Origin of the sequence: Ruoffia tabacinasalis, from assembly GCF_005864045.1 — a bacterium.
Taxonomy (GTDB): Bacteria; Bacillota; Bacilli; order Lactobacillales; family Aerococcaceae; genus Ruoffia; species Ruoffia tabacinasalis.
In genome coordinates, this window is sequence record NZ_VBSP01000032.1 from 1 (window position 1) to 26,001 (window position 26,001).

Sequence of the window (26,001 nt, forward strand, 5' to 3'; positions counted from 1 at the left end):
TGTCACGCTCACCTTTCTAAAAGATGTAAACGTGCTCAATAAGTATACAGGAGGATATATAAGTTTTGGTAAATTCTTCCGCAAAGAGTGGTAAAACTGTCCGCAATCACTGGTAAAAAGAACCGCAGGGTTGGTACAAATTAAATGCAATAATCATTTACTAGGAATTAAAAACCCTCACATTAAATTAACACATGGTTTACAAGAAGAATCCTATGGAGATGTTCAACAATTCCGTTCATCGGTTCAATCGACTTCCCTTGACGTGAAGGGGGCCCATCGAAAAGTCCTCACGGTGACGGGCCATCTCGATCATCTGCCTCAAGCCTGTTCTTACTGTGGCCGTCTAAATCAAAGTTGTCACGATATCATACGAAACGGTACGATGAATTCCGTCGTTTTACTGGGACAATGTAACTTCCAGCCTGTCTATTTAAAGTTAAAGAAACAACGCTATTTGTGTAAACATTGCCGTCGGACCACAGTGGCCATCACTCCCTTAACTCGTCGGCATTGTTTTATTTCTAATGCGATGAAGTATGTCATCATTGAAGAATTAGCTCAGATGCAGTCCATGACCTTCATCGCCCAACACCTGAATGTTTCAACCACGACGGTCATCCGTCAATTAAAAACCTATGGGGACAACCTAAATCCTAAGCCTAGCCGCTTACCGTCCCACGTGGCGATCGATGAATTTAAATCGGTTAAAAATGTGCCCGGGGCAATGTCGTGTCTGTTAATGGATAACGCGACACATCAAATGGTGGATATCCTTGAAGACCGAACTCAACGGTATTTAAGGACTTATTTCTTACGGTTCTCACTGGAAGAACGGCGGCAGGTGAAAACCATCACCATGGACATGTATTCCCCTTATCGAGACTTTTTACCGCGGTTATTCCCGAATGCCCATGTCATTATTGACCGCTTCCATATCGTTCAGCTCTTAAACCGAGTGTTAAACGCGTATCGCATTCGGGTTATGAATCGGCTACGCTATACTCAGCCCCGGGATTATACCAAGCTTAAACGATTGTGGAAGCTGCTCTTGAAGCCGCGCGAAGCGTTGGATTTTACCCACTATCATACCCATCGATTATTTGATGGGTTGATCAGTGAACAAGGCATGGTAGACTATTTAATCCAACTGGATGATCAACTGGCACGTACTTATGACTTTGTGCACCGACTGATTGAGGCCATTCGCTACCGGCGTTTCCAAGCTTTTGAGAACACCTTAATGGAAAGTAAAAAATATGTCTTCCCACACAAGGTGAGAACAGCGTTTCGAACATTAACTTCCTACGCGTTGGATATTGAAAACCGCTTAACTTATACACTCTCGAATGGCGTTGTGGAAGGCACCGTAAACAAAATCAAGATGATCAAACGATCTGGCTATGGTTATCGCAATTAGGGTCACTTAAGGTGTCGGATTTTAATCTCAACCCATCTTCTACAACTTAATTCTGAACCTGTACGCCCATTGTATTTTTGTGACGAAGCGGTACTCTAGACGAATATACTCTCATCCAACAGATCACTAAATGACTTACATCAGAAAAAGACGATAGAACTAAATCTATCGCTTTAAATATTCACCAACACTATTTGACAAAGAACCCTTTTTACTATGTTTTATACTATTTATTGTTCTAAGATTAAATCTACGATATTTTCAGCTGTAATCTTACCAAAATACTCACTTAGTTCAATTGGCGAAAGTGCTTCTAATAAGTCTTTACGTTCAACACGTGTACCCATTAAGGCATTTTCAATATCTTTTATATCAGCTTTTCCAAAAAAGTCGCCATAAATACGGATTTTTTGAATTTTCCCTTTATCTACACTAAGTGTCAACGATACTGTACCACCATCAAAACGTCCATCAGCATTATAATCGTAACGTGGTGATTTGCCATAATTCCAATCCCAATTAGCAAATTTTTCTTCTGCAATCTTATCTATGGCAGCCCATTCTTCGTCTGTTAGACGGTAATACTTAATGTCATCAGGATGATTTACTTCACACAGATGCATTAACATTGTTTTTTCGAAATCTTCTACCGTAATATCTTGATATTCTTCGGCTAGATGTGGTCGAATTGGTGTAACACGACGACGCACTGATTTGATTCCTTTAGATTCTATTTTTTTACGATTAGGTCGCAGGGCATTTTCAACGGCATCAAAGTCGATATCTAATAAAAGAGAGTAGCCGGCATATAGTCGACCTTTTTGAATTGTAACAGCCGCACCAGAAACCTTTTGTCCATCAATTTCTAAATCATTTCGCCCCTTACGACCGACATTTTTAGCACCTAACTGTTTCAAACCATCGATAGTTGGTTGATAAATACGATCAAAGTTCTCATCAAAATTTGTAGAAGGATCATCTATAATAAAGACAAAATTCGCGTGGTTTCTATCCATATAGATTGCACCACCACCGGTTTCTCTTCTAACGATATCAATATTGTTTTTTGTTATATATTCTTGATTCACTTCTTCAACTGTATTTTGATATTTTCCAATTTGGACGGAAGCACTTGGACGGTATGGAAAAACTAAGGATTCATCCAACTTTATGTTTTCTAAAGCATAAATATGCATAGCTAATTGAGTAGCATGATCTAAAACCTCAACACCGTCTCGAATATGTTCAATTACGTACATGATACGACCCCTTCACTAGTTTAATATGGTCATTATATCATAGTATTTATTTTATGCTATAACAGACAAAATTCTAAAGGATATTAATTCAAAGGTAATTACTATTAGAAAGGTAATAATTATGATACAGTAATAATAATAAATTATAACAGTTATTTGAGAGGAGAAAACGTTGGTTAAATTAAGTGTATTAGATTATGCTCAAATCGATGAACTGAAAGATGCACAATCTGCGTTAAATGAGTCCACAGAATTAGCAAAAGTTGCAGAAAAATTAGGTTTTCATCGTTATTGGGTTGCTGAACATCACAATGTTCCAGCTTTTGCAAGTAGTTCCCCTGAAATGTTAATGATGCATATTGCTGATTCGACAAAGAAAATCCGAATTGGATCTGGAGGCGTTATGATACCTCACTACAGTCCATATAAAGTAGCAGAAAACTTTAGAATGTTAGAAGCATTTCATCCAAACCGTATTGATTTAGGTATCGGTAATTCTTTAGGAACGAACTTAGTTAACAAAGCGTTAAACGAAACGAAAGAACGAAAATTACCCTATAATCAGAGTATTCAAGATTTATATAAATATGTGACAGATACAAATGACGCTGAACATCGTTTAAATGATATTACTGCCAATCCTAAAGTCGATACAGTGCCCCAGATGTTCCAGTTAACAACAAGCACTAGAGGAGCAAAAAACGCTGCTAAAAATGGACTTGGATTGACCTTTGGTTTATTTCCAAATGCCAGCAGTGATAAATTGAATGTCGGGAAAGAAGCGGCGGAAATATACAGAAGTGAATTTAAAGCATCAAAAGCAGTAGAGCGACCAATTGTCATGTTCTCGCCATTTGTAGTTGTTGCTGACACAGATGCAGAAGCAAAAGAACTTCAAAAAGCATTAGATGTTTGGCTACTTGGTAAAAACCACTTTGATGAATTTAAGCAATTTCCGTCAGTTGAAACTGCGAAGAATTACCATTTTACTCAAGAGGATTTAAAGATTGTACAAGCTAATCGTTCAAGAATGGTTGTCGGAGATATTGATTCTGTTAAGGTGCAATTAGACCATCTAGTAAATCAGTTTCAAGCGGATGAAATATTAATCATTCCATTAATGCCAAAAATCGAAAATCGAATCAAAGCATTAGAGTTATTAGCGGATCGTTTTTCTATAAAATAAAATTAAAAATAAATAAGTATTTAAAAAATTCCATATTAAATATATGGAAATTTTTTTATTTTTTTTAAAAAAAGAGAAGCTAACATATATTTGTAATAAACTTTGAATTTATCAGGAAATATAACAATTTAGAAGAAAGTGACCAAGTTACTATTTTTTTACTATGATTCAAATTTCATGTGTAATAGCTTTCAAATCAGTGTCCATCCCGTTTTAATATTGAAATCTAATACTCTTAATTAAATCAAGTCATGTCATATTATGTGACATGACGCGTATATTAAAACAGCAGAAAAACAGTTGTAAACTTGTGATAAATTAAAAATAACATTAAATAAATGTAAAAATAATACTAGTTTTATCAAAAGGTTTATGATAATCTTCTAATTAAGCTTTAATAGCTTTGCGAAAGGATGTGAAAAAATGATACATATGAAAGACGTCAATAAGTATTTCGGAGATAATCACGTGCTAAAAAATATCAATTTGGATATTGAAGAAGGCGAAAAAGTAGTTATTATTGGTCCTTCTGGATCTGGAAAGAGTACATTAATACGTTGTATGAATCGTTTAGAAGAGATTACTGATGGCGTCGCTGAAGTTTACAATGTCGATTTAACACAGAAAAACGCACCTATTCAGAAAGTGCGACAAAAAGTTGCGATGGTGTTTCAAAACTTTAATTTATATTCTCATAAGACTATATTAGAGAATATAACTTTAGCACCAATCAAAGTTCAAAAGGTGGATAAAAAGCAGGCGGAAGAATCCGGAATGAAGTATTTAAAACGGGTTGGCCTAGAAGATAAAGCACATGCTTATCCTGCTCAACTTTCTGGAGGGCAACAACAACGTGTTGCGATAGCGAGAGCATTAAATATGCATCCTGAAGTCATTTTATTTGATGAACCTACTTCAGCATTAGACCCAGAAATGATTCAAGAAGTGTTAGACGTAATGATCGATTTGTCTCAATTAAATATTACCATGGTAGTTGTGACACATGAGATGGGCTTTGCCAGATCAGTTGCTGATCGTATTATTTTTATGGATAATGGTTCAATTGTAGAAACGGGTACACCAGACGTATTCTTCTCTCAAACAGAAAACCAACGTGCACAAGAATTTTTAAGTAAAATCATTAAACATGCTTAATTAAAAGGAGAACAAACTATGAAAAACTGGAAAAATAAATTAGTTGCATTATCACTTTTAGGAACAACGTTACTTGGAGGATTGGCTCCTAATACAGCTTTTGCGCAAGAAGAACTGCCAGCTCAAGTTCAAGCAATTAAAGATGCCGGTGTGTTTAGAGTGGGGATTAAAGAAGATGTGCCACATTTCGGATTTTTAAATCCTGATACGACTGAACATGAAGGATTTGAAATTGATTTAGCAAAATTAATCGCAGAAGAAATTACTGGTAGTGCAGATAATATTGAATTTACTGGTGTAACACCTAAAACACGTGGACCATTATTGGATAACGGTGAAGTAGACGCAGTGATTGCGACGTTTACAATTACACCGGAACGTAAGGAAACTTATAACTTTACTGACCCATATTTTATTGATGAAGTTGGCTTTTTAGTTCGTACAGAAGATGGCATTACTGATTTTGCTGGCTTAGAAGGAAAAACGATTGGTGTTCCTCAAAGTGCAACAACGAAAGATTTAGTTCAAGCAGAAGCAGATGCTCAAGGTGTTACGGTTAATTTTAGTGAATTAGCTACTTACCCAGAATTAAAAACAGCCTTAACTTCTAAACGTATTGATGCTATGTCAGTTGATAAATCAATCTTAGCTGGTTATGTGGATGATAATAGCCAAATTTTAGACATTGGTTTTTCTCCGCAAGAATACGGTATCGCAACGAAATTAAGTAATGATGAATTACACAATTACTTAAATGATTTAATCAATGGTTGGTTAGAAGACGGTACTTTAGCTGAATTACTTGAAGCGAATGGCGTAGAAGCAACTAGTTCTGAAAGCGAATAATATATTTCAAAATCATAACCTAAAGTGTGTGACGTATTTCAATGCATATGTCACACATCTTTACGGTTAATTAGAGGAGGGAAAGCATGTCAGTGTTATCAGGTATCTCATGGTTACAAGAAGGGCCCTTTGCGTTATATCGTTGGGGTGATCTATTTGAAGACATTCCCCTTTTCATGGAAGCCTTTATTTACACTATTGGGATTTCAATATGTGCTTTAATATTCGCATTTCTATTAGGAACGGTTTTAGGAATCAGTTCTTCATCAAGAAGTAAAGTACTTTCGATATTCACACGTATTTATGTTGAGTTATTTCAAAATACACCTTTATTAATTCAAATATTCTTTGTTTATTATGGCTTACCAATGGTAGGGATTGTTTTAGACACGTATATTATTGGTATTATTTGCGTTGGCCTTTATCACGCAGCTTATATTGCAGAAGTTATAAGATCCGGTATTGGTTCGGTGGCAAAAGGACAAATGGAAGCAGCATTATCCCAAGGGTTTTCTTTTTGGGAAAGTATGTGGTTAATAGTATTACCACAGGCTTTTAGAATTATGTTGCCGGCATTAACAAACCAAGTCGTAAACTTAATCAAAAACACTTCAGCCATTGCTATTATTTCTGGAGCAGATATTATGTTTACTGCCAATAGTTGGTCGTCAATGAATTTACATTACGTGCCAGCCTTTGCATTTGCTGCCTTTTTATACTTCCTACTATGTTTCCCACTTACGCAATTATCTGTGCGTCTAGAAGAGAAGAATAAGAAAGCTTACACTAGGTAGAGGAGGATCAGAATGAGTTTCATGGAACAAATGCAAGAATTATTTACAGTGAACAATATGGTTTTCCTTTTGGATGGTTTATACCTTACGCTTTATATTTCTGTTATCGCCATATTTTTAAGTTCAATATTTGGAACAATACTTGCCATTATGCGTAATCAAGAAAGAGGATTACTAAAATGGATCGCAACGATTTATATTGAAATTGTTCGTAATGTACCGAATATCTTATGGATATTTGTAATTTTTTTAATTTTTAGACTAAAATCTGTTGATGCAGGTGTAGCAAGTTTTACAATCTTTACGACGGCTGCCTTAGCTGAAATTATTCGAGGTGGATTAAACAGTGTCGCCAAAGGTGAGATTGAAGCAGCTGAATCACAAGGCCTAGCAAATTCACAAATCATGTGGCACATAATACTTCCGCAAGCGATTCGGAATATGTTACCCGCGATTATGTCACAATTCGTGACTGTGATAAAAGATACGAGTTTCCTATGGTCCGTACTCGCTTTACAAGAATTACTAGGTAAAGCGAATATACTGATGGGAAGATATACTGCAACTTCGCAAGTGTTCGTATTATATGGCTTGTTAGCCTTAATTTACTTTGTAGTAAACTTTACGATTTCACAAATTGCACGAAAATTAGCAAAGAATGCAAGCAACAGATAATTCTTAAGTAAAATGCATAAAATCAGAAGCGATTAGTCTTAAACACTAATCGTTTTTTTGTTCTTAATTTTTACGAATGAGTATAAAAAATATGGCTAGTATAATTTACTTAATTAAATTGGTATTTAGTGATAAAATTAAAGTATTATTTATAAGTTAAGAGGGAAAATATGAATTCAAATACATTATCAAAAAGACTCGATCGAGTCGCTCAATTCGTTGAAAAGCATGGGGACAAACCAATTCGATTAGCAGATATTGGAAGTGATCATGCCTATTTACCATGTAATCTTGTATTAAATGATGCGATTGAATATGCCATCGCTGGAGAAGTCGTCGAAGGACCGTATCAGTCCGCTCAAAAAGAAGTACGTCTACAAGGTTTGAATGATTCCGTCGATGTCCGTTTTGGCGACGGCTTCGATGTCGTAAATTTAAATGATTTAATTAACTTAGCAACGATTTGCGGTATGGGGGGCATCTTGATTCGGAATATTCTTGAAGCGGGTGTTAATAAACTTGTATCAGGACATACATTAATTCTTCAACCAAATGTTGCTGAACCGCAACTCCGTTCATGGTTAATCGAGAATCATTATCATATTATCGATGAGGATATTATCCAAGAACATAAACATAATTATGAAATAATTGTTGCTAGACATTTACCTGATGAAGAGAAGCAAGTATTAAATGATGAGGAATTGTTATTTGGACCCATTAATTATCAAAAACAGTCCAAAGAATTCTTTTCTAAATGGAAGAGTGAATTAGAAAGCACGGAGTATATTATAAATTCCATAAAACTTGCTACAAACGACAAGAATGATAAACTTGAAGAGTTAGAAAAAAAATATCAACGCATTAAGGAAGTGTTAGAAAATGACTAAGCAGTTGGTACAATTAAATGAATTAACGGATAACTTGAATAAATTATACCCAAGTGAATTAGCTGAAGAATGGGATCAAGTGGGACTTCATTTTGGACATAAAGATGCCAAAGTTCAAAAAGTGATGACAACCTTAGATGTTAGGCCTGAAGTGGTAGAAGAAGCGTTGAAACTTGGTGTGGATACAATTATTGTGCATCATCCGATTCTTTTTAGTCCAGTCAAACGTTTCGATAATTCAACGGCTGATTTAAGAATGTATACTGACCTTATTAAAAATGACATCAATGTCTTTGTCTTACATACTAATTTAGATAAAGCATTGAATGGGATGAATGATTGGTTAGCTAATGCTTTAAAACTTAATGACATCAAAGAACTTGAACCATCTGAAGACGGTTTAAGTGGATTAGGGCGTGTAGGTAATTTACCAGAAACGTTTGAACGTCGAGACTTAATTTCTTATATCAAAGATAAATTGAATGCGAACAATCTCACTTTAATAGAAAGAACGCCAAAAGAGGCGTACAATCGTGTCGCAATTGTTGGAGGGTCTTCCTTTGATTCGCTTTCGGCTGCTATAGACGAGGAAGCGGACGTATTTATTACAGGCGACATAACATTCCATAAAGGGCAAGATGCTTATGAATTTGATATACTAACAATTGATAGTGGTCATTACATTGAACACATCTTCAAAGAGAAAATGGCTACAGTTATTAAAAACTTAGCTCAAGAGAATCAATGGGATATTGAAGTCATTGAGAGCACAACAAACACAAATCCATTTATGTACGAATAGAAAGGTGATATTATGAGTATTTTTGAAAAAACAAAAGAGAGATTAATTAGATATGCCAAGATAGATACACGTTCAGATGTATTTAGCGAGACAATTCCTTCAACAGAGAAACAATTCGATTTATTAAATTTACTAGTTGAAGAATTAAAAGAAATTGGTTTGGAGGAAGTAGAACTTAATCCAAACAATGCCTTTGTCACAGCGACATTACCAGCAAACACATCAAAAGATGTCCCTTCAATTGGATTTATCGCGCACGTTGATACGGCAGATTTTAACTCTGTAAACGTGCAACCAAATGTGATTGAAAATTATAATGGACTTGCCATTACCTTAAATGCTGAAGAAGATATCGTCATGGATCCAGTTGATTTTCCAAACTTAAATAATTACATTGGGGAAACATTAATTACAACAGATGGAACGACCTTACTTGGTGCGGATGATAAAGCAGGGATCGCTGAAATTATAACAGCAGTTGAATATCTAGTGAAACATCCAGAAATTGAACACGGTAAAGTGCGTGTTGCATTTGGTCCAGATGAAGAGATTGGCCGTGGAGCAGATCACTTTGATGCCAAAGGCTTTGATGTTGATTTTGCTTATACTATGGACGGAGGTCCAGAAGGCGAATTAGAATATGAAAGTTTTAACGCGGCTGGCGCAACCGTTACAATAACTGGTAAAAACATTCACCCAGGTACTGCCAAAGGTAAGATGTTGAATGCAGTAACAGTTATGAACGAATTTATGGATGAATTCCCAGAACTTGAAGTACCAGAACACACAGAGGATCGAGAAGGTTTCTACCATATTTCTGACGTTGAAGGAACAGTGGATAAGGCTGTTCTAAGAATGATTATTCGTGATCATGATCGTAAATTATTCGAAGATCGTAAAGCATTCGTTCAATCAGCTGTGAACAAAATTAATGATAATTATCCATCTAAACCACTAGAACTTGAGATGGAAGATCAATATTACAATATGGGTGAAATTATTGAAAAAGATATGACGCCGGTTGATTTAGCCCAAAATGCTATGAAAACTTTAAATATTCAACCAAGAATTTATCCAATTCGTGGAGGAACTGATGGGTCTAAAATTAGTTTCATGGGAATACCTACACCTAATATCTTCGCAGGTGGCGAAAATATGCACGGTCGATTCGAGTATGTTTCAGTAGAAACAATGGAGAAAGCAGCTAATGTCATTATTAAAATTGTTGAATTAAACGCAAAATAATTTTAAGGGGTAATTAGATAATGAAGACATTGACCAAAGAATTCAAAGTGCAAGATGTTGTAACAGCAGCTTCTGTTGGTTCAGGTGGCTTAGAAGTTCTATCGTCACCGAGTATAATGGCTTGGATGGAAAATGTTTCTTATGAATTATGTCAAAATTACACTGACAATGACGAAACAACGGTTGGAATTGAGTTTTCTATGAAACACTTAGCGCCAACAGCCGTTGGGAAATTGGTTAGCATTACAGCTAAAATAACGGAACAAAATAAATCTATATTGACACTTTCACTTGAAGCTATGGTAGATGGGCAATTAATTGCTTCGGCTGATCATAAAAGAGCGAAAGTGAACAAAGAAAGATTTTTAGAAAAATTATAATAATTATTGAAGAAACGGAAATTATACCAGGCATTTTGGTTATATTTCCGTCTTTTCTTAGATTAAATGAGTTTAAAGCGACAGAATAGTTTATTGAAAGGAGTAAAGAATGGGATTACAAATTATAACTGGAGATCTCTCAGTAAATAAAAAACGCGTTATGATTGAAAAATTATTACATATTCTTGAAACCAATCCGAATGCAACGATTTATTATATTGTTCCTGACCATTTGAAGTTTGATATGGAGACTTTTGTCCTAAATACCATCGAAGAGGTCAAAGGGCAGGAAGAAGCAGCGATGATGTCATTACAAGTGGTTAGTTTCACGCGACTAGCATGGTTTATGATTCGACCTCAAAGTCCCAATCATCAAACAATTTCTGATGTTGGTTTAACGATGATTATTAGACAATTGCTTAGTGAATTAAAAGATGAACTCATTGTATTAAGAGGTCAAATTAACCATCAAGGTTTCATTGATAAGTTATTATCATTATTTAATGAGTTAATCGAAGGAAATATTACACCTGAAGATTTGTCACGCATAACGACTGATACACATAACGATGTTTCAGATATAAGTGAAGGTATACCTAATCTAGAACAACAAAAAATCGTCGAGATACAACTGATTTATACGAAATTTATTGAGAGAATTGACCTTTTAGATGTCTCACAATACAGCACTTTAGAGCAATTAGAAGCCTTTATTAAAAGTGAAGGACAATTAGATGACCATTACGCGATTATTGATCATTATTATTATTTTAATGCGCAACAGATGAGCCTTTTAATGCAGCTTTCAGCCTCTTTCAGTGATGTATGGCTCACATTGCCTATTACTCATTCATTAGCCAATAGCCAAACGTTTCAGCCGATTCTGGATACAATTCGCTATACATACCATCAAGTAAAGGCGTTAGCACAGTTTAATCAAATTAAGGTGTCACCGGATTGGGACATTAATAAACCACTTCATACAATTGGAACTGATTTACTAACGACAGCGAAGCTATTTAAAGATATTCAAGAAATTGGGACGAGTATAGACGATGAGAAAACGAAGTACTTAAGCCCACCGATTGAAGTTTGGCAGGCGGATACCATTCAAACGGAGTTACGTCATGTAAGTAACCAAATTCACCATTTAGTAGCTACTGAGGGTTACCGATATCAAGACATTGTTGTTATGACACGTGAATTTGAAAGATATCAAGTGATAGCAAAACCGTATTTTGATGCGAACGATATACCTATTTTTATCGATAATGTTGCTAAGATGAATCAGCATCCTTTTGTTCTATTACTTGAAAGCTTATTGAATTTAAAACTTTATAATTGGAAATACGATGATGTGATGGGCTTCTTGAAGTCAGGTTTAATTATTCCTAAATTTCTAAAAGACACACCAATAGAGCAACAAGAGAAGATTAAAGACCAAGAAGTAAATTACTTTGAAAACATTATTTTAGCTAATGGTTATTTTGGTTACCGTTTAATTCAACCAAATTTTACCTGGCATTTTGAAGATGAATCCAAACTTGTTCAAGACGGTGATCGTACAACTCACTATACAATGAAAGAACTTGCTGAGAGATGGAGACAATGGATAATTTCTGACGTCAGCCAAGCCTTTAAAGCTTGGGAAAGTCCTATGACGGGCCAAAAGGCTGGAGCATGGCTCTATCAATTGATGCTTGATTTAGGTGTTCGTGATGAATTTGTTAAACAACGCGATATTTCTATCGATACGGGTGAAGTAGAATCTTCTCGCCGAGATGAGCAAGTGTGGCAAGTATTCGTTGATCTATTAGATGAGTTTAATGAGATTTATCAGGACCAAACCATTTCATATGCTTTATTTGTTGAGTTATTAATCGCTGGTTTATGTGAATCAAGTTACCATATAATCCCTGCAACACTCGATCAAGTTACGTTAACGAGTGTCGAAAGTCCGCAGGTACAGCCATTTAAGATTGCTTTCTATATTGGTATGGACGACAAAACCTTACCGCTGAATCGACCAACCTATTCTTTATTAGATGAAGCATCTAGAGAGTTACTTCAAAAAGATTTACTCCCTCATCAATACTTAATGAAGCTTAACGAACAACAATATAGCCAAGAATTATTATTAGCGTACCAATTATTACTGAACGCTTCCGAACGAATTTACTTTAGCTATGCTACGAGTGTAAATAATCAAAGTATGCAATTAAGTCCATATATCATGCAAATAGTGAAACAATTGAAACTACCAAGTTACATATTTACGCACGATTTAGTTTCTGAATTGGAACATCTTCACCCAAGTACTTTTGGAAAATATAGTATGGAACAAAATTTATTACTACAATTATCACATTACCTCACTCAAGATGAAGGTCTACTTAATAATCTGCATAAACAAGTATTTTTAGTTATGGATGACTATGATGGCGAAGAGAAAGAAACGCGTCAATCCATCGAAGCGATTGTTGAAGCAGTGGCGAAATTCAATGAATTACCAACTAATATCGCTCCAGAAATTGCGATTCAATTATTTGGTAAAGATATTAACGCTTCAGTTTCAAAAATTGAACAATATTTCCAAGATCCTTTTAGCCATTTCTTATTACATGGTTTAAAGATAAAAGAAAGAAAATTATTTGAACTTGATTATGCACGGTCTGGGGATTATTTCCATGACTTTTTAGATTCATTTACTAGACTATTAATTGATGAGAAATTAGATTTAAGACAAGTTGATATGAGCAATTTAAAGCAATTATTTAACCAAGTCGAAGAAAAATTAGAACAAGACGAACGATTTAATATTATGTTTAGTCATGCGAAGTTTAATGCGATTAAAACGCAAATGGACGAGCAACTGTTTCGTTTTATAAAATTTAGTCAAGCACAACAAAAACGAACGAAGATGACTTCAATTCAATCTGAAGCAGTATTTGGAATTTCACCATCCCCTGACCAATTAAAAGGATTCATTTACCCATTAAATAGTGGCGGACATCTAAGTATTAGCGGGAAGATTGACCGGGTTGATACAGCTAAAACTTCAAACAATACTTTTATACAAATTGTCGATTATAAATCAGGTAAAAAGGAATTTAATGTAGTTGATACGTATTATGGGCTCGATTTACAAGTATTAACTTATTTAAGCGTTGCTTTAAGCAATTACTCAGATACAAAGGCTTTCGGTGCATTTTACCAACCATTAATTCACTCCTACACAGCTTTTAAAGAGGCATCGCTGCCAGAATCTTTAGAAGCTATGGAAGAGTTACAATTATCTGAGAATACCTTTAATGGTTTTGTCAGTGTTGATGAAGAACAATTAACCTATATTGATTCAAGTATAGAAGTAACGAATAATAGTCTTATTTATCCTGTGAAGTTTAAAAAAGGTGGACTTTACAATGCCTACAGTCGAGTATTTACGGAAAAAGAGTTAGATATCCTCTTAAAATACGTCCACATGAAATTTAAACAAGCAGCGAATCAAATTCAAAATGGTGTGATTGAATTAAAACCATTCAAAGAAAATCAATACACGACATCATTACAACCGGAATACCGGGTAATAAGTGGGTTTGATTCAACTGAAAATTATCAGGCATACCGTGAAAAGACAATTAATAAAAAGAATATCATACAAGAAATGTTATTAGAATTGGATGAAAGTGGGGAAGATGAAGAAGATGATGAATAAGATAGAACCTAAACCGCTTAATTCGAATTTTAACGATGAACAATGGGAAGCAATCCAACATAAGGGAAGTAATATCCTTGTTTCAGCTTCCGCCGGTTCAGGAAAAACGACAGTATTAATTGAACGGATTTTTAATCATATATTGCAAGGATTTGCGAATGTTGATGAGCTTTTAGTCGTTACCTTTACCGAAGCTGCAGCGAATGAAATGAAAGAAAGAATGGAGAGCAGATTAAAAGACGCAGTGAACGAAACACTGAATCCTGAGGAACAAAGACGATTAACACACCAATTATCTCTTTTACCTAAGGCAAATATTCAAACACTGCATTCATTCTGTCTAGAAATCATCCAAAATTTCTTTTATTTATTCGATTTTAACCCTAATTTCTCTTTAGTGACGGATCAGACGCAAGTACAGTTAATTTATCAAGATGTCTGGGATGACATGATTGCTTCAATCCATGATTCAAATTCTGAAATTGAAGATATTTCGCCTGAAATTTACCAATCACTTTTAGCGCGATACGGAAGTGTGCGTTCCGATGAAGCATTATTTGATACGATCATCGATATTTATAAATTTGCCCGCTCACAAACGAATCCAACTTTATGGTTAGATGATGCAAATAACGCAAGTGCTAACTTTGAAGCATTTAAAGATAGTTTATTATATAAACAAACAATTAAATTTGTGCTTGAAACCAATAGCCTACAAGCCATTAAATTACTAGAAACAGCGACAAATTTACTGCATTCACTTTCTGACGAGGGCGTTTCTAAGTATGAGCCAATCATTCAAGAAGACTTACAACAAGCAAATTTTTTATTTGAATTGTCGAGAGAAGATAAACTTGAGGATTTATTCTCACAAGCGAGTTCAATTCAATTTGGCAAATGGAAAGCAAATAAGAAATCTTCCGAAGACTATGAAATAGTGGCTGAACTCAAAGAATTACGAGATGAAGCAAAAGACATTATCACTAAAAACATAGTGCCAATCTTTACTTATGAATATAAGTTAACTGAAAAAGTGGAACAAGAGCAGGGAAACATTATTTATTCCTTATCTCAATTAGCTAAACTATTTATGGACCGATTAGCTGAACATAAAACATCAATAAATATGATTGATTATAATGATTTAGAACATCTCGCCTTAGATATTTTAGCGCCATTAAACCAAGAAAATGAACAAAGACAAGTCAGTTCAGCTGCAATGTTTTATCATGATAAATTTAAAGAAATAATGATTGATGAGTACCAAGATATTAATGATATCCAAAATGACATTTTATACTTTTTATCACATGAGACACGAACTGAATTAAACGATAACTTATTTATGGTAGGGGACGTAAAGCAATCGATTTATGGTTTTAGAATGGCAGAGCCGAGTTTATTTTTAAATCGGTATTTAAACTATGCAAATTCTAGCGAAGATAAGCTCATTATCTTAGATAAAAATTACCGTTCAAGAGATGAAATACTGCAATTTACAAACTTCGTATTTGAGCGGGTGATGGATTCAGAATTTGGTGAGATGAATTATGGAAAAGCAGAATCACTTACAACTGGGAATAAATCTTTTGAACCAGCAGCGCCACATGAAGACTTTAATATTCAACTACTCTTATATGAAAAAGAAAATCAAGAGAGTGAAGAAATCGATGAGGCAGTCAGTGATGAGATTGCATTAGCAGATACTTCATTAGAAGCTGAAAGCCATATTATCGCTCAAGATATTCGAAATAAAGTAGCAGAAGGTTACTTAGTCTATGATAAGAAGTTGAAAAAACAAAGACCCGTAACATTCTCGGATTTTGTTATTCTTACGCCAACACGAAAGCCTTTCTTAATTGCACAACGAATCTTAGAAAGTTATGATGTACCGATTTATGCTCAAAAAGTTGAGAATTATTTTCAAAGACAAGAAGTTCAATTAATGTTAGCGTTATTAAAACTAATCGACAATCCTTTACAAGATATCCCATTAGTTGCGATATTACGATCATATTTTGTTCAATTAGATGATGAAGCCTTAAGTAAGATTAGGATTCATTCTCCCAATGGCTTGTTCTATGAAGCAGTCATTGCTTACTTAAATGACCCAGAAATCCAAGAGAGTAATAAAGATATCCATCAGAAATTGAGTAACTTCTTCAAGCAATTGACACATTGGAACGCCTTGTCAAAACGCATTTCCTTAGTGGATTTAATTTGGACGATTTACCAAGAAACATCTTTCCTAGATTATGTAGCAGGTTTAAATAACGGAGTCCAACGCGAGGCGAACTTACATGCCTTGTACGAGAAAGCATTGGAATTTGAGCAAAGCCAATACAAAGGCGTCTTTGGCTTTATTCGCTACATTGAGAAAGTAATGCAACAACAAAATGACTTAGCAGAGCCAGTTTTACTCGATGGGGAACAAAATTTTGTGAGACTGATGACTGTACATGCTAGTAAAGGTTTAGAGTTTCCAATTGTATATCTAATGGATACAGCTAAAAAATTCAATTTACAAGACGTAAGGTCGAAATCATACATCGCTTCAAAACACTTTGGGATTAGTTCTGATTACTATGACTTTGAAAACCGTATTAAATTTGACTCCTTTACAAAACAAGCATTTAAGATTGAAAAGGAAAATATGTTAAAAGCGGAAGAAATGCGTAAATTATACGTAGCCTTAACGAGATGTGAGCAAAAGCTCATGATTGTTGGAACGATTAAAAATGAAGAAGAGTGGCATACTAAACAAGAAGCGACGCAAGATAAAAGTAATCATGAGACATTAATGGTTCCTTTACAGGAGCGCCAAAGTGCTTCAAGTTGGTTAGATTGGATTAGACAAGCCATCGCTAAAGGTCAAACTGATTCCGGTTTAGCTGAATTTAATCTATCGCAAATCAATATTGAGTTTATCGATTTACAAAGCATTGCAGATTTACAAATTCAATATCAAATACCAGTAAATTACTCAAAGAAACCCAATTTAGCTAAGCAAATTGGACGTCTTGATGTCAATGATTTAAGTGATCAAAGCGTCTATAATCATATGAATCAGTTATTTAATTATAACTACACATATGAATTAGCGACGAATACCTCAAGTTATCAATCTGTATCTGAATTAAAACGCTTATACGAAGAACCGCGTATCGATAAAATTGCTTATTTCGAAGACCGTAGTGGTAACTCGAACGAAAGCCAAAATGTTGAAGATCACGAAAGCTCTTCGTCTATTCAAGGAATTCGCTATACTGAAGATACGTTTGAACCACCTAAATTCATAGATAACTTAGAAACCAAACCAAATTATGCTGAAATAGGGAGCGCAACACACTTCTTATTACAACAGTTAGACTTTTCGATTTTGGGAGAGAAAAATCAAACGCAATTAAAAGAAATATTAATTAAAACTAGCCAATCTCTCGTTGAAACGAAACACATTAGTAAACAATTGGCCGAATTAATCAACTATGATAGTGTCATCACTTTTATTCAAAGTGAATTAGGACAGTTAACGATTGAACATGCAGATCGAGTTAAAAAGGAACAAGCATTTTCTTATTTAACTCCAGCATTAAAATTATTTGAAAATAATATTGCAGCAGAGAACATGAAAGAATTGTCTGAAGATCAGTTGCTAATTCATGGGGTTATCGATAACTTTATTGAATTTGATGAAGATATCGTCATCTATGACTACAAAACGGATCGCTATAAACCTTATGCCAATATGACAAAAGAAAAACAAATTGAACAAATTGTAAATAAATATCGTTTCCAAATTAGTTTGTATTCAAAAGCACTGACAATTGCTTACAACAAACCAATTAGGCAAGCATATATAGTACTATTGGATTTTGGGGTATCCATTCCAATCGATACAATGTATCAACTTTAAGAATATAAAAAGAGCTCGACTAGCAAAACTAGTCGAGCTCTTTTATCTTGGTTCTAAAATAAATGAGGTTGATGACAAATTTCGTCATCAACCTCTTCTTTGACTCTACACAAAAACGCAGATATCCGTTATATTAAAAGTACGACCAAATAACATAAGGAGGATATCTACGCATGAATCATTTTATCGAAAAAACACTTCAATTGAAAGACCTTAATATCACAATTAACACAGAAAAAATTGATGAGGTGAAAATTAAAGGCAGGCTATCTCTTGTCTATTACGGTCAATTAACCTATGTCCCAAAAGCTTGCGAATGTTGTGGCATCTATAACGATAATTATCAGGTCGTTAAGAATGGCTTTAGACAAGCTTCTCGGATTACGTTAAATACCATCTCGTCGCTACCGGCGTATTTAAAGCTTCAAAAACAACGCTATTATTGTAAAGCATGTGGTCAGAGTTTTACGGCTAAATCTCCTGTGATAGCGGAACATTGTTTTATTTTAAACGCGGTAAAACGAAAAATAATGGATCTTGCCACACGGGTTCAAACCGAAAAAATGATTGCGGAAGATACGAGTGTGTCCACCCACACTGTCCGGCGAGTGATTCGTCAAGTGGCATCAACTCTACGGATTAGACCGACCCATCAACTTCCCACTCACTTATCTTTCGATGAATTCAAGAGTGTGAGTTCGGTGGAGGCTGCCATGAGTTTTATTTGGTCGGATGCCACAACGCATAAAGTGATCGATATTGTAGAAGACCGTAAGAAAAGGTCTTTATCTTCCTACTTCAGTCGCTATCCTCTAGAGATTAGACGCCAGGTAAAAACAGTCACTATTGATATGTATGAGCCTTATATGGATATTATTCATCGTTGGTTCCCTAATGCAGAGATTATAATTGATCCTTTTCATATAATTCAAGCATTAAACCGAGAGCTCAATCGGTATCGAACTCAATTTATGAATACCGTTCGCTACAAAGATGGTCGGTTATATAACAAATTAAAACGGTATTGGAAATTAATCCTTAAGAACCCTGACACACTACAATCGACCAGCTACCATCCTTTTAGATTATTTGATTGGCTGACCAATACGCAAGGTATCGTCAACTACTTACTAGACCAAGATGAGATGTTACATGATACCTATAGGATTGTTCATCAATTAGGCCAAGCGTATCGCTTAAAGAACTGGAAACGATTCGAAACCACCCTGATTCAAGCGAATCAGCTGAAGATCTCATCGGGATTAAAGCGTGTCTTAAGAACCTTTAGAAAGTATCAGAAACCTATCCACAATTGTTTTGTTTACACAGGTTTGACTAATGATCCCTTAGAGGGCATCAACAATAAGATTAAAGTACTAAAACGGAATGCCTATGGCTATCGAAACTATAGCCATTTTAGAGACAGAATCTTACTCATGACTCGTCTTTATGAACCGGAATCAAAGAAAAAAGATCAAGCAACGTTATTCGTCGCTTGATCTTAGCATGATCCTTCATCAACCTTATTTGACAAAGAGCCTTTATCTTTATTCAGTTACTTGTGCCGTCTCTACATCAGGAGCATAATCAACACCCGTTGTATATTCACCAGCTGCATTCCAAAGTAAGTACTCATGAATGCCATTTTCAGCTAAGGCATTAATTTGTCCTTGAACTTCAGTTGGACCGTACTCCATGAACATCGTAAAGTCCTGTAACCAAGGTCTTGAGACAACATTATTTTGAACTGGACCTAACATATATAATTCTTCTTGAATGTATGTATTAGTAAATTCATAAGGGTAATAGTCTGGTACATCAAATCCAAAGAATCCAGAAGTCCAGTGAGAAGGGTAAATCATAGAAGATACCACATCTACACGTTCAGCCATTTGGGTGAAGTTTTGCCCAATACCACGAACATCCGGAGCATCTCCAGCAATCGCTGTATATCCAAAGATATCCGCACTTATATTAACTCCATAAGGCGTTAGTCGGTTATCAGCATAAGTTAAAAAATCATTAATGGCGGCAACACGCTCATAACCTTGTTCTTCAGGATTATCTGATTCAAAAACCGAATATTCTCCCACTTCATATTCTAATTGAGTATGGAAAGTTTCGAATCCTTCAGGGAAACGAATGTAGTCAAATTGAATATCTTTGAAGCCCATTTTTGCAGCTTCTTCAGCAATCGTAAGAACATAATCCCAAGCTTCTTGACTGAATGGGTTAATAAACTTAGAACCATTCCCATCTGACCAAGTTTCACCTGTGGCAGAATCTTTAAATGATAAGTCTGGACGCGCTTCAGCTAACAGATTATCTTTAAATGTTGTGATACGAGCAATCGGATAAATTTCGTTTTCTTCTAGGACACCCAATACCTCAGCGTAGTCTACCGATCCAATCACGTTTTGTTGAACATATTCATTGTCAGTTTCAATGGGTGGAATAACGTTACCCCAATCATCTTTAAAGTCAATAACTACAGCATTTAATTCTGTTTCATTGATGTAATCAATGATGTAGTTAAAATATTCTTCATTGGCAACATTCTCAGCCGTTAGGTAAACACCTTTAACTCCATCTTCGGGATAAGGAATAGAGATTCCACTATCATAGAAAAGAGCAGATGGTAATTGTTCGGGTTGAGATAACAATGGCTCATCCGGTATCACTAAACCTTCATAACGATTTGTATCATTTGTAGCAACTCGGCTATTGAAATCAGTGACCGTCTCACTGTCATACTTTGGTGTTACTTCTGGTAGCGTATAGTACTGCGGTTCTTGTTGTTCAGCAGTATTTGACTGCTGACAACTTGCCAAAACAAATACCGATAGCAAAAGTAATACAAATACTTTGGTATAAGAGTTGACCTTTTTGTTTTTTAGGTTGGACATATTAAAAACTCCTCTTGTCTTTATTACAAATTCCTAATTTGATTCTTGTAAATTAGCTAAATATACTTTAAAATTAATTAATTGCGCATTGATAGGTTCAAAGTACCCTAAGATACGCTCTAAATTAATTTGATTGGTCGTATGTAACTGTGACACTCTATCAAATACAGCAAAGAAAGATGAGTAATCCGTTTCTGGATTTGCAATCGATTTGTAAACAATTGATTCAGTTTCAATGTTTTCTCGATAATCAGATATGTAAGTAACGATTTCTTGAGACAATTCCTGTAACTGAGTAATTTGATTTGTCACTTGTTCAGTTGGAAGCGGACTATTATCAGCTTGATTAGAAAATTCCTCAATCATTGTATCCAATTCACCACGAACTTCTTCCAATTTAGTTAAGTGTTCTTTACGGCGTTGAATATTTTGTTGGATGGGTGAATCATCACTTGCAAAGTAAGTAAGATCATCTCCAGCGTTAGCAATGGTACTTTCAAATTCTGCTTGTAGGTTTCCCTCAGCAAGTTGTATTTCTGTTAACTCATTAACAATACTTGTAACGTTCTCCTGAACGAGACTGACTGTTTTATCAGCTCTTTCTACTGAGTTATCACAACCAGCAATAAATAGTGTTGTTATTAAGAGTATTACAATTTTATTCAAATGTTTCATAGACTCTCCTTAAAAATGATTTAAATTGTTTAAAAAATAATAAATTTAATTTTTACTTAGATTAGTATATAATAACACTATTAGCAATTCAAATATTATTAAATATTTAGAACCTAAAGGCAAGGAGTATCTATGTTTTTATCTTTTTTCGTTGCAATATTATTAATTGTTTTTGACCAAATTGTCAAGTTTTTGACGGTAACAAATTTACAAGTAGGGGAATCAGCTAGAGGAATTACGAATGTTTTCGATTTTTTTTACTTACGTAACGATGGTGCTGGATGGGGCTTGTTCTCGGGTCGAGTGAATTTCTTTTTAATTATTACCGTGTTGGCTGCTGCTTATATTATTTATTTGATCTTCAAGAATCGTGACCATCATTTTATAACTCGTTTAAGTTACGGTTTAATTCTTGGTGGAGCCGTTGGTAATTTTATCGACCGAATTCGATTAGGTTACGTAATCGATATGTTTAGACTCAAGTTTATAGATTTTCCAATTTTCAATGTAGCGGATGCTGCACTGACAATCGGAGTCGTATTACTTATTATCGTAATATTATTTTTTGAAAATACAGAGGATGTTTTATAATGACAAAAATTAAAGAAACAAAAAAATTTGAATTAGAAGGCGAAGTAGGTCGTTTAGATAAAGTATTAGTAGACTTATTATCTGAAGAAACTTACAGCCGTTCTACCATTCAAAAATTATTAAAAAATCAGCATATTACTGTTGATGGCGTGCATCAAAAAGCAAATTACAAATTAAATGGGAGTGAAGTAATTAACGTTGAAATTCCCGAAGAAGAGCAAATGGATATCTTACCTGAGGATATCCCATTAGATATCGTTTATGAAGATGATGATGTCTTGGTTATTAATAAACCGATTGATATGGTTGTTCATCCTTCAAAAGGACATCCAAGAGGAACTTTAGTGAATGCTTTAGTGTATTATTTAGATGATAATTTATCTAATAATGAAGATACTGTCCGTCCAGGGATCGTACATAGAATTGATAAAGATACATCTGGTCTCATCGTTGTAGCTAAAAATAATCATGCACATCAAAGACTTAGTGAGCAATTAGAAGACCACTCAATGGGCCGTACGTATGTTGCTTTAGTCAATGAAGTGATTGAAACACCTACAGGTATCATAGAAGCGCCAATTAATCGTGATCTGAGTAATCGTATTAAATATACGACCAATCATGCAGGTAGATACGCGCTCACTCATTTTGAAGTACTAGAAACTTTTGCACATAATACGCTCGTTAAAGTTGAGTTAAAAACTGGACGTACACATCAAATACGTGTCCATTTAGAGTTTATTGGGCATCCAATTGTCGGTGATCCCTTGTATCGTCAAGGTGTAGGCCAAATGAAAGGGCAATTAGCGAGACTTGATGATGGTCAGTTTTTACATGCTCAATCGCTTCATTTTATACATCCAACAACTGGGGAAGAAATGAATTTCGAAACAGACTTACCAGAACGCTTTGAAGAAGTTTTAAGAACTTTACGTTAAATTAGGCATTGTATTTATATTTTGTCTCAAAATATGATAAAATTAGTTATATTGCCATAACAAGGGGGTATTAATGTGTCAATCAATGATAAAATTCTCGATAAAATACGTAATTTGTTATCACTTGCTGAAGACGGTGGTAATGACGAGGAGAGTCAAACAGCCTTATTAATGGCCCAAAAATTAATGCTTAAATATAAAATTTCTCAAGATGAGTTAAATGAAGGTGGAAAGCAAGAGATTATTATCAAATCCCTTTCTGTATATAAGCGATTATATTGGTGGGAGAAAGTGTTAGTTAAGATCATTTCTGAAAACTTCAGAGTGATGTTTTATGTGCAGAGTAACCGACTGCCTCATCAAAAGAGCGTGCAAAGAAAGCTTGTTCTAATGGGTTATCCAGAAGATGTTGAATTGGCTTACGAAGTATTTTACTTAGCTGCAGAATCAATGAAACATTATGCAGGAATTCATATTAAAGATAATAATGAGGATTCTACACTTGCTCAAGCTCAAATTCGAAAAGCCTACTATCAAGGGTTTATGGATGGTTTAGACCATAAATTTGCCAAGCAAAGAGAAGAGATGGCAGATGATAATGAGAAGTTTGCTTTAATTATCAAAACTCCTCAAGATGTTGTAGATAAGTTTAATCAAGAAATTAATGGTTCTTTAGCCTTTAAACAACCTGATTTAAGTCGAAATAGCCATGCCTATCATGATGGTTATGACAGAGGACAAAATGTGTCATTAACGAACAAATACTTAGACCAATAATTTAATATCACTACTTTCAAGAGAATGTATAGATGAGTTATTTAAAGCACTGCAATTTTTGTAGTGTTTTTTTGTATTTCCATAAAATTTTATACCTATAAATATATATGTAGTAATAATAAAGGGTAACGTTTTCAAATGTCGATGAATATTGTTATAATCACATTAACAATAATATATTATGAGGTGAAAAAATGACATACTCAAGTATTGAAGAACAAACTCAAATTTATGATAATTTAACCGAATTATACCAACAAATAAAAGCTGAATCTGAAACTGAATTTAAAGCCATTGATAAAAATATCGAACGTAATGACTTTCGTGAAAGTGCTAGAAATTTGTTTGCATATCTTGCTTTAAGAAGACGAGATATCCGATCTTTACAAGCTGATTTATCTTCGTGGGGTCTTTCAAGTTTAGGTAGATTAGAGTCTAGAACGTTATTTACTTTAGAGTCTGTTATTAGACGTTTAGGAAATACAATTGGCAAAGATATGGAGATTGAAGAACCTGAATCAAAACAATCAACAGCTGGAAGAAACAGACTTGCTCAGAATACACAATTGTTTTTTGGAGATGCGCCAAGAGAAAGAAATACACGCATTATGGTGACAATGCCTACAGAAGCATCTGAAGACAAGGTGCTTTTGAAAGAATTAATTGAGAGTGGGATGAATGTTGCTAGAATTAATGCAGCGCATGACAATGAAGATACTTGGAAAGCAATGATAGATAATATTCATGAATTAGCCGAAGAATTAGATAAAAAAGTAAAAATTTTAATCGACATTGCCGGTCCGAAAATTAGAACAGAGTGGGTCTTCACAAAATTTAAGAAACCTAAAGTAAAAGCAGGAGATTTAGTTCGTATGACTAAAGATTATACCAATTTACCACCTCTTGATGACGATATTAAAGTGACCGTCGGTTGTAGTATTCCACAAATATTTGAGCAATTATCAATAGATGATCCAATTTTAATTGATGATGGGTCAATCGAGCTTGAAGGGAAGGAAATTGGCGAGTCAGAAGCTTTGTTACTAGTTAAAAGAGTTAGAGTTGGATCTGTAAGGATAAAGGCTGAGAAAGGCCTAAATTTCCCCGAAACAGAGTTTGACATTGACATCTTAACTGATGAAGACCGCGAAGCAATTCACTTTGCCGTTGAACATGCGGATATGATTGGGTGTTCATTCATTCGAACTACGGATGATATTGAAGAAATCCAAGCAGAAATTGAAAAGTCGGACCGACCATTAAGCGACGTCCCATTAACGTTAAATATTGAAACAGTTCAAGCAATGAATAATTTACCAGAAGTGATTCTAAAAGCTGGAAGTCGAAACCCAGTATCTGTCATGATTGCTCGCGGAGATTTAGCTGTAGAAAGTGGTTATGTGAGACTTGCTGAATTACAACAAGAAATCTTATGGATTTGTGAGGCAAGTGATACTCCTGTGATATGGGGGACAGAGGTAATGGCTTCAATGCTGGATGAAGGAATTCCTTCTAGAGCAGAGGTGACCGATGCCGCTGAAGGGAGCCGTTCTGAGTGTGTCATGCTTAATAAAGGCTCTTATATGTCAGATACAGTTCAGATGCTTAACGATATCTTAATTAAAATGGAAGAACACCAATATAAGAAAACACCTACATTAAGATCATTAAATGTCACAAAGATTAAATTACCATAATAGATATACTCCTGAATAATTCATACTTTTAAATATTGAGTTATTCTAGTCGTTATTTTTCAATTTTGGATCACTTTATCGAAATTAAAATATTTTAATCGATTTTCTAAGCTAAAGAAAAACTTTTTAGTCTCATC

20 protein-coding genes are annotated in these 26,001 nt (G+C 34.7%); 17 read left to right on the plus strand and 3 right to left on the minus strand.

Annotated features, from left to right (window positions below; all coding sequences use genetic code 11):
• Positions 1–295: 295 nt before the first annotated feature.
• The gene (locus tag FEZ33_RS08550; RefSeq protein ID WP_235888801.1) at positions 296–1,420 is read left to right on the plus strand and encodes an ISL3 family transposase; all 1,125 of its coding nucleotides are present in this window, start codon (positions 296–298) and stop codon (positions 1,418–1,420) included.
• Positions 1,421–1,650: 230 nt separating this feature from the next.
• On the opposite strand, the gene lplA is transcribed toward FEZ33_RS08550, so the two are convergent.
• Complete coding sequence (gene lplA / locus FEZ33_RS08555; RefSeq protein WP_138404990.1) at positions 1,651–2,679, minus strand: lipoate--protein ligase; 1,029 nt, start codon at positions 2,677–2,679, stop codon at positions 1,651–1,653.
• Positions 2,680–2,851: 172 nt separating this feature from the next.
• On the opposite strand from lplA, the gene FEZ33_RS08560 reads away from it, so the two are divergent.
• The 12 genes from FEZ33_RS08560 to FEZ33_RS08615 all read left to right on the plus strand — a co-directional run bounded on the left by FEZ33_RS08560 (position 2,852) and on the right by FEZ33_RS08615 (position 19,779).
• Positions 2,852–3,865 carry an LLM class flavin-dependent oxidoreductase gene (locus FEZ33_RS08560; RefSeq protein WP_138404991.1) on the plus strand — a complete coding sequence of 338 codons (1,014 nt, stop codon included), beginning with the start codon at positions 2,852–2,854 and terminating at the stop codon, positions 3,863–3,865.
• 423 nt (positions 3,866–4,288) lie between these two features.
• Positions 4,289–5,020, plus strand: a complete 732-nt coding sequence (locus FEZ33_RS08565; RefSeq protein ID WP_138404992.1) for an amino acid ABC transporter ATP-binding protein — start codon at positions 4,289–4,291, stop codon at positions 5,018–5,020.
• A gap of 18 nt (positions 5,021–5,038) precedes the next feature.
• Positions 5,039–5,866, plus strand: coding sequence for a transporter substrate-binding domain-containing protein (locus FEZ33_RS08570; RefSeq protein ID WP_138404993.1), 828 nt, complete (start codon positions 5,039–5,041; stop codon positions 5,864–5,866).
• Between the two features lie 86 nt (positions 5,867–5,952).
• The gene (locus tag FEZ33_RS08575; protein ID WP_138404994.1) at positions 5,953–6,660 is read left to right on the plus strand and encodes an amino acid ABC transporter permease; all 708 of its coding nucleotides are present in this window, start codon (positions 5,953–5,955) and stop codon (positions 6,658–6,660) included.
• Between the two features lie 30 nt (positions 6,661–6,690).
• Complete coding sequence (locus FEZ33_RS08580) at positions 6,691–7,335, plus strand: amino acid ABC transporter permease (protein WP_171031343.1); 645 nt, start codon at positions 6,691–6,693, stop codon at positions 7,333–7,335.
• A 170-nt stretch (positions 7,336–7,505) separates the two neighbouring features.
• Positions 7,506–8,225, plus strand: coding sequence for a tRNA (adenine(22)-N(1))-methyltransferase (locus FEZ33_RS08585; protein WP_138404996.1), 720 nt, complete (start codon positions 7,506–7,508; stop codon positions 8,223–8,225).
• On the plus strand, positions 8,218–9,027 hold the full coding sequence (locus FEZ33_RS08590) for a Nif3-like dinuclear metal center hexameric protein (RefSeq protein WP_138404997.1): 810 nt from the start codon (positions 8,218–8,220) through the stop codon (positions 9,025–9,027). The genes FEZ33_RS08585 and FEZ33_RS08590 overlap by 8 nt, the downstream gene beginning before the upstream one ends.
• 12 nt (positions 9,028–9,039) lie before the next feature.
• Positions 9,040–10,272 carry a peptidase T gene (gene pepT / locus FEZ33_RS08595; RefSeq protein ID WP_138404998.1) on the plus strand — a complete coding sequence of 411 codons (1,233 nt, stop codon included), beginning with the start codon at positions 9,040–9,042 and terminating at the stop codon, positions 10,270–10,272.
• A 20-nt stretch (positions 10,273–10,292) separates the two neighbouring features.
• Positions 10,293–10,652 carry a thioesterase family protein gene (locus FEZ33_RS08600; protein ID WP_138404999.1) on the plus strand — a complete coding sequence of 120 codons (360 nt, stop codon included), beginning with the start codon at positions 10,293–10,295 and terminating at the stop codon, positions 10,650–10,652.
• Between the two features lie 109 nt (positions 10,653–10,761).
• Positions 10,762–14,367, plus strand: coding sequence for a PD-(D/E)XK nuclease family protein (locus tag FEZ33_RS08605; RefSeq protein WP_138405000.1), 3,606 nt, complete (start codon positions 10,762–10,764; stop codon positions 14,365–14,367).
• Positions 14,348–18,280 (plus strand): helicase-exonuclease AddAB subunit AddA, encoded by a 3,933-nt coding sequence (addA, locus tag FEZ33_RS08610; protein WP_171031342.1) that lies wholly within the window; start codon positions 14,348–14,350, stop codon positions 18,278–18,280. Before FEZ33_RS08605 ends, addA begins: the two co-directional genes overlap by 20 nt.
• A 173-nt stretch (positions 18,281–18,453) precedes the next feature.
• Positions 18,454–19,779 carry an ISL3 family transposase gene (locus FEZ33_RS08615; protein ID WP_138405002.1) on the plus strand — a complete coding sequence of 442 codons (1,326 nt, stop codon included), beginning with the start codon at positions 18,454–18,456 and terminating at the stop codon, positions 19,777–19,779.
• A 48-nt stretch (positions 19,780–19,827) separates the two neighbouring features.
• Here the strand turns inward: FEZ33_RS08615 and FEZ33_RS08620 are convergent, their stop codons facing one another.
• Positions 19,828–21,186: a putative glycoside hydrolase gene (locus FEZ33_RS08620; protein WP_138405003.1), complete on the minus strand. Its 1,359-nt coding sequence runs from the start codon at positions 21,184–21,186 to the stop codon at positions 19,828–19,830.
• Positions 21,187–21,219: 33 nt separating this feature from the next.
• Positions 21,220–21,861, minus strand: a complete 642-nt coding sequence (locus tag FEZ33_RS08625; protein ID WP_138405004.1) for a YkyA family protein — start codon at positions 21,859–21,861, stop codon at positions 21,220–21,222.
• A 132-nt stretch (positions 21,862–21,993) separates the two neighbouring features.
• Here FEZ33_RS08625 and lspA point away from each other — a divergent pair, with 132 nt between their 5' ends.
• The 4 genes from lspA (at position 21,994) to FEZ33_RS08645 (ending at position 25,864) form a co-directional block, all read left to right on the plus strand.
• On the plus strand, positions 21,994–22,452 hold the full coding sequence (lspA, locus tag FEZ33_RS08630; RefSeq protein ID WP_138405005.1) for a signal peptidase II: 459 nt from the start codon (positions 21,994–21,996) through the stop codon (positions 22,450–22,452).
• The gene (locus FEZ33_RS08635; protein WP_138405006.1) at positions 22,452–23,390 is read left to right on the plus strand and encodes an RluA family pseudouridine synthase; all 939 of its coding nucleotides are present in this window, start codon (positions 22,452–22,454) and stop codon (positions 23,388–23,390) included. The genes lspA and FEZ33_RS08635 overlap by 1 nt, the downstream gene beginning before the upstream one ends.
• A gap of 75 nt (positions 23,391–23,465) precedes the next feature.
• Positions 23,466–24,167, plus strand: a complete 702-nt coding sequence (locus FEZ33_RS08640) for a DUF2786 domain-containing protein (protein ID WP_138405007.1) — start codon at positions 23,466–23,468, stop codon at positions 24,165–24,167.
• 194 nt (positions 24,168–24,361) lie between these two features.
• Positions 24,362–25,864, plus strand: a complete 1,503-nt coding sequence (locus FEZ33_RS08645; RefSeq protein WP_138405008.1) for a pyruvate kinase — start codon at positions 24,362–24,364, stop codon at positions 25,862–25,864.
• Positions 25,865–26,001: the final 137 nt, after the last annotated feature.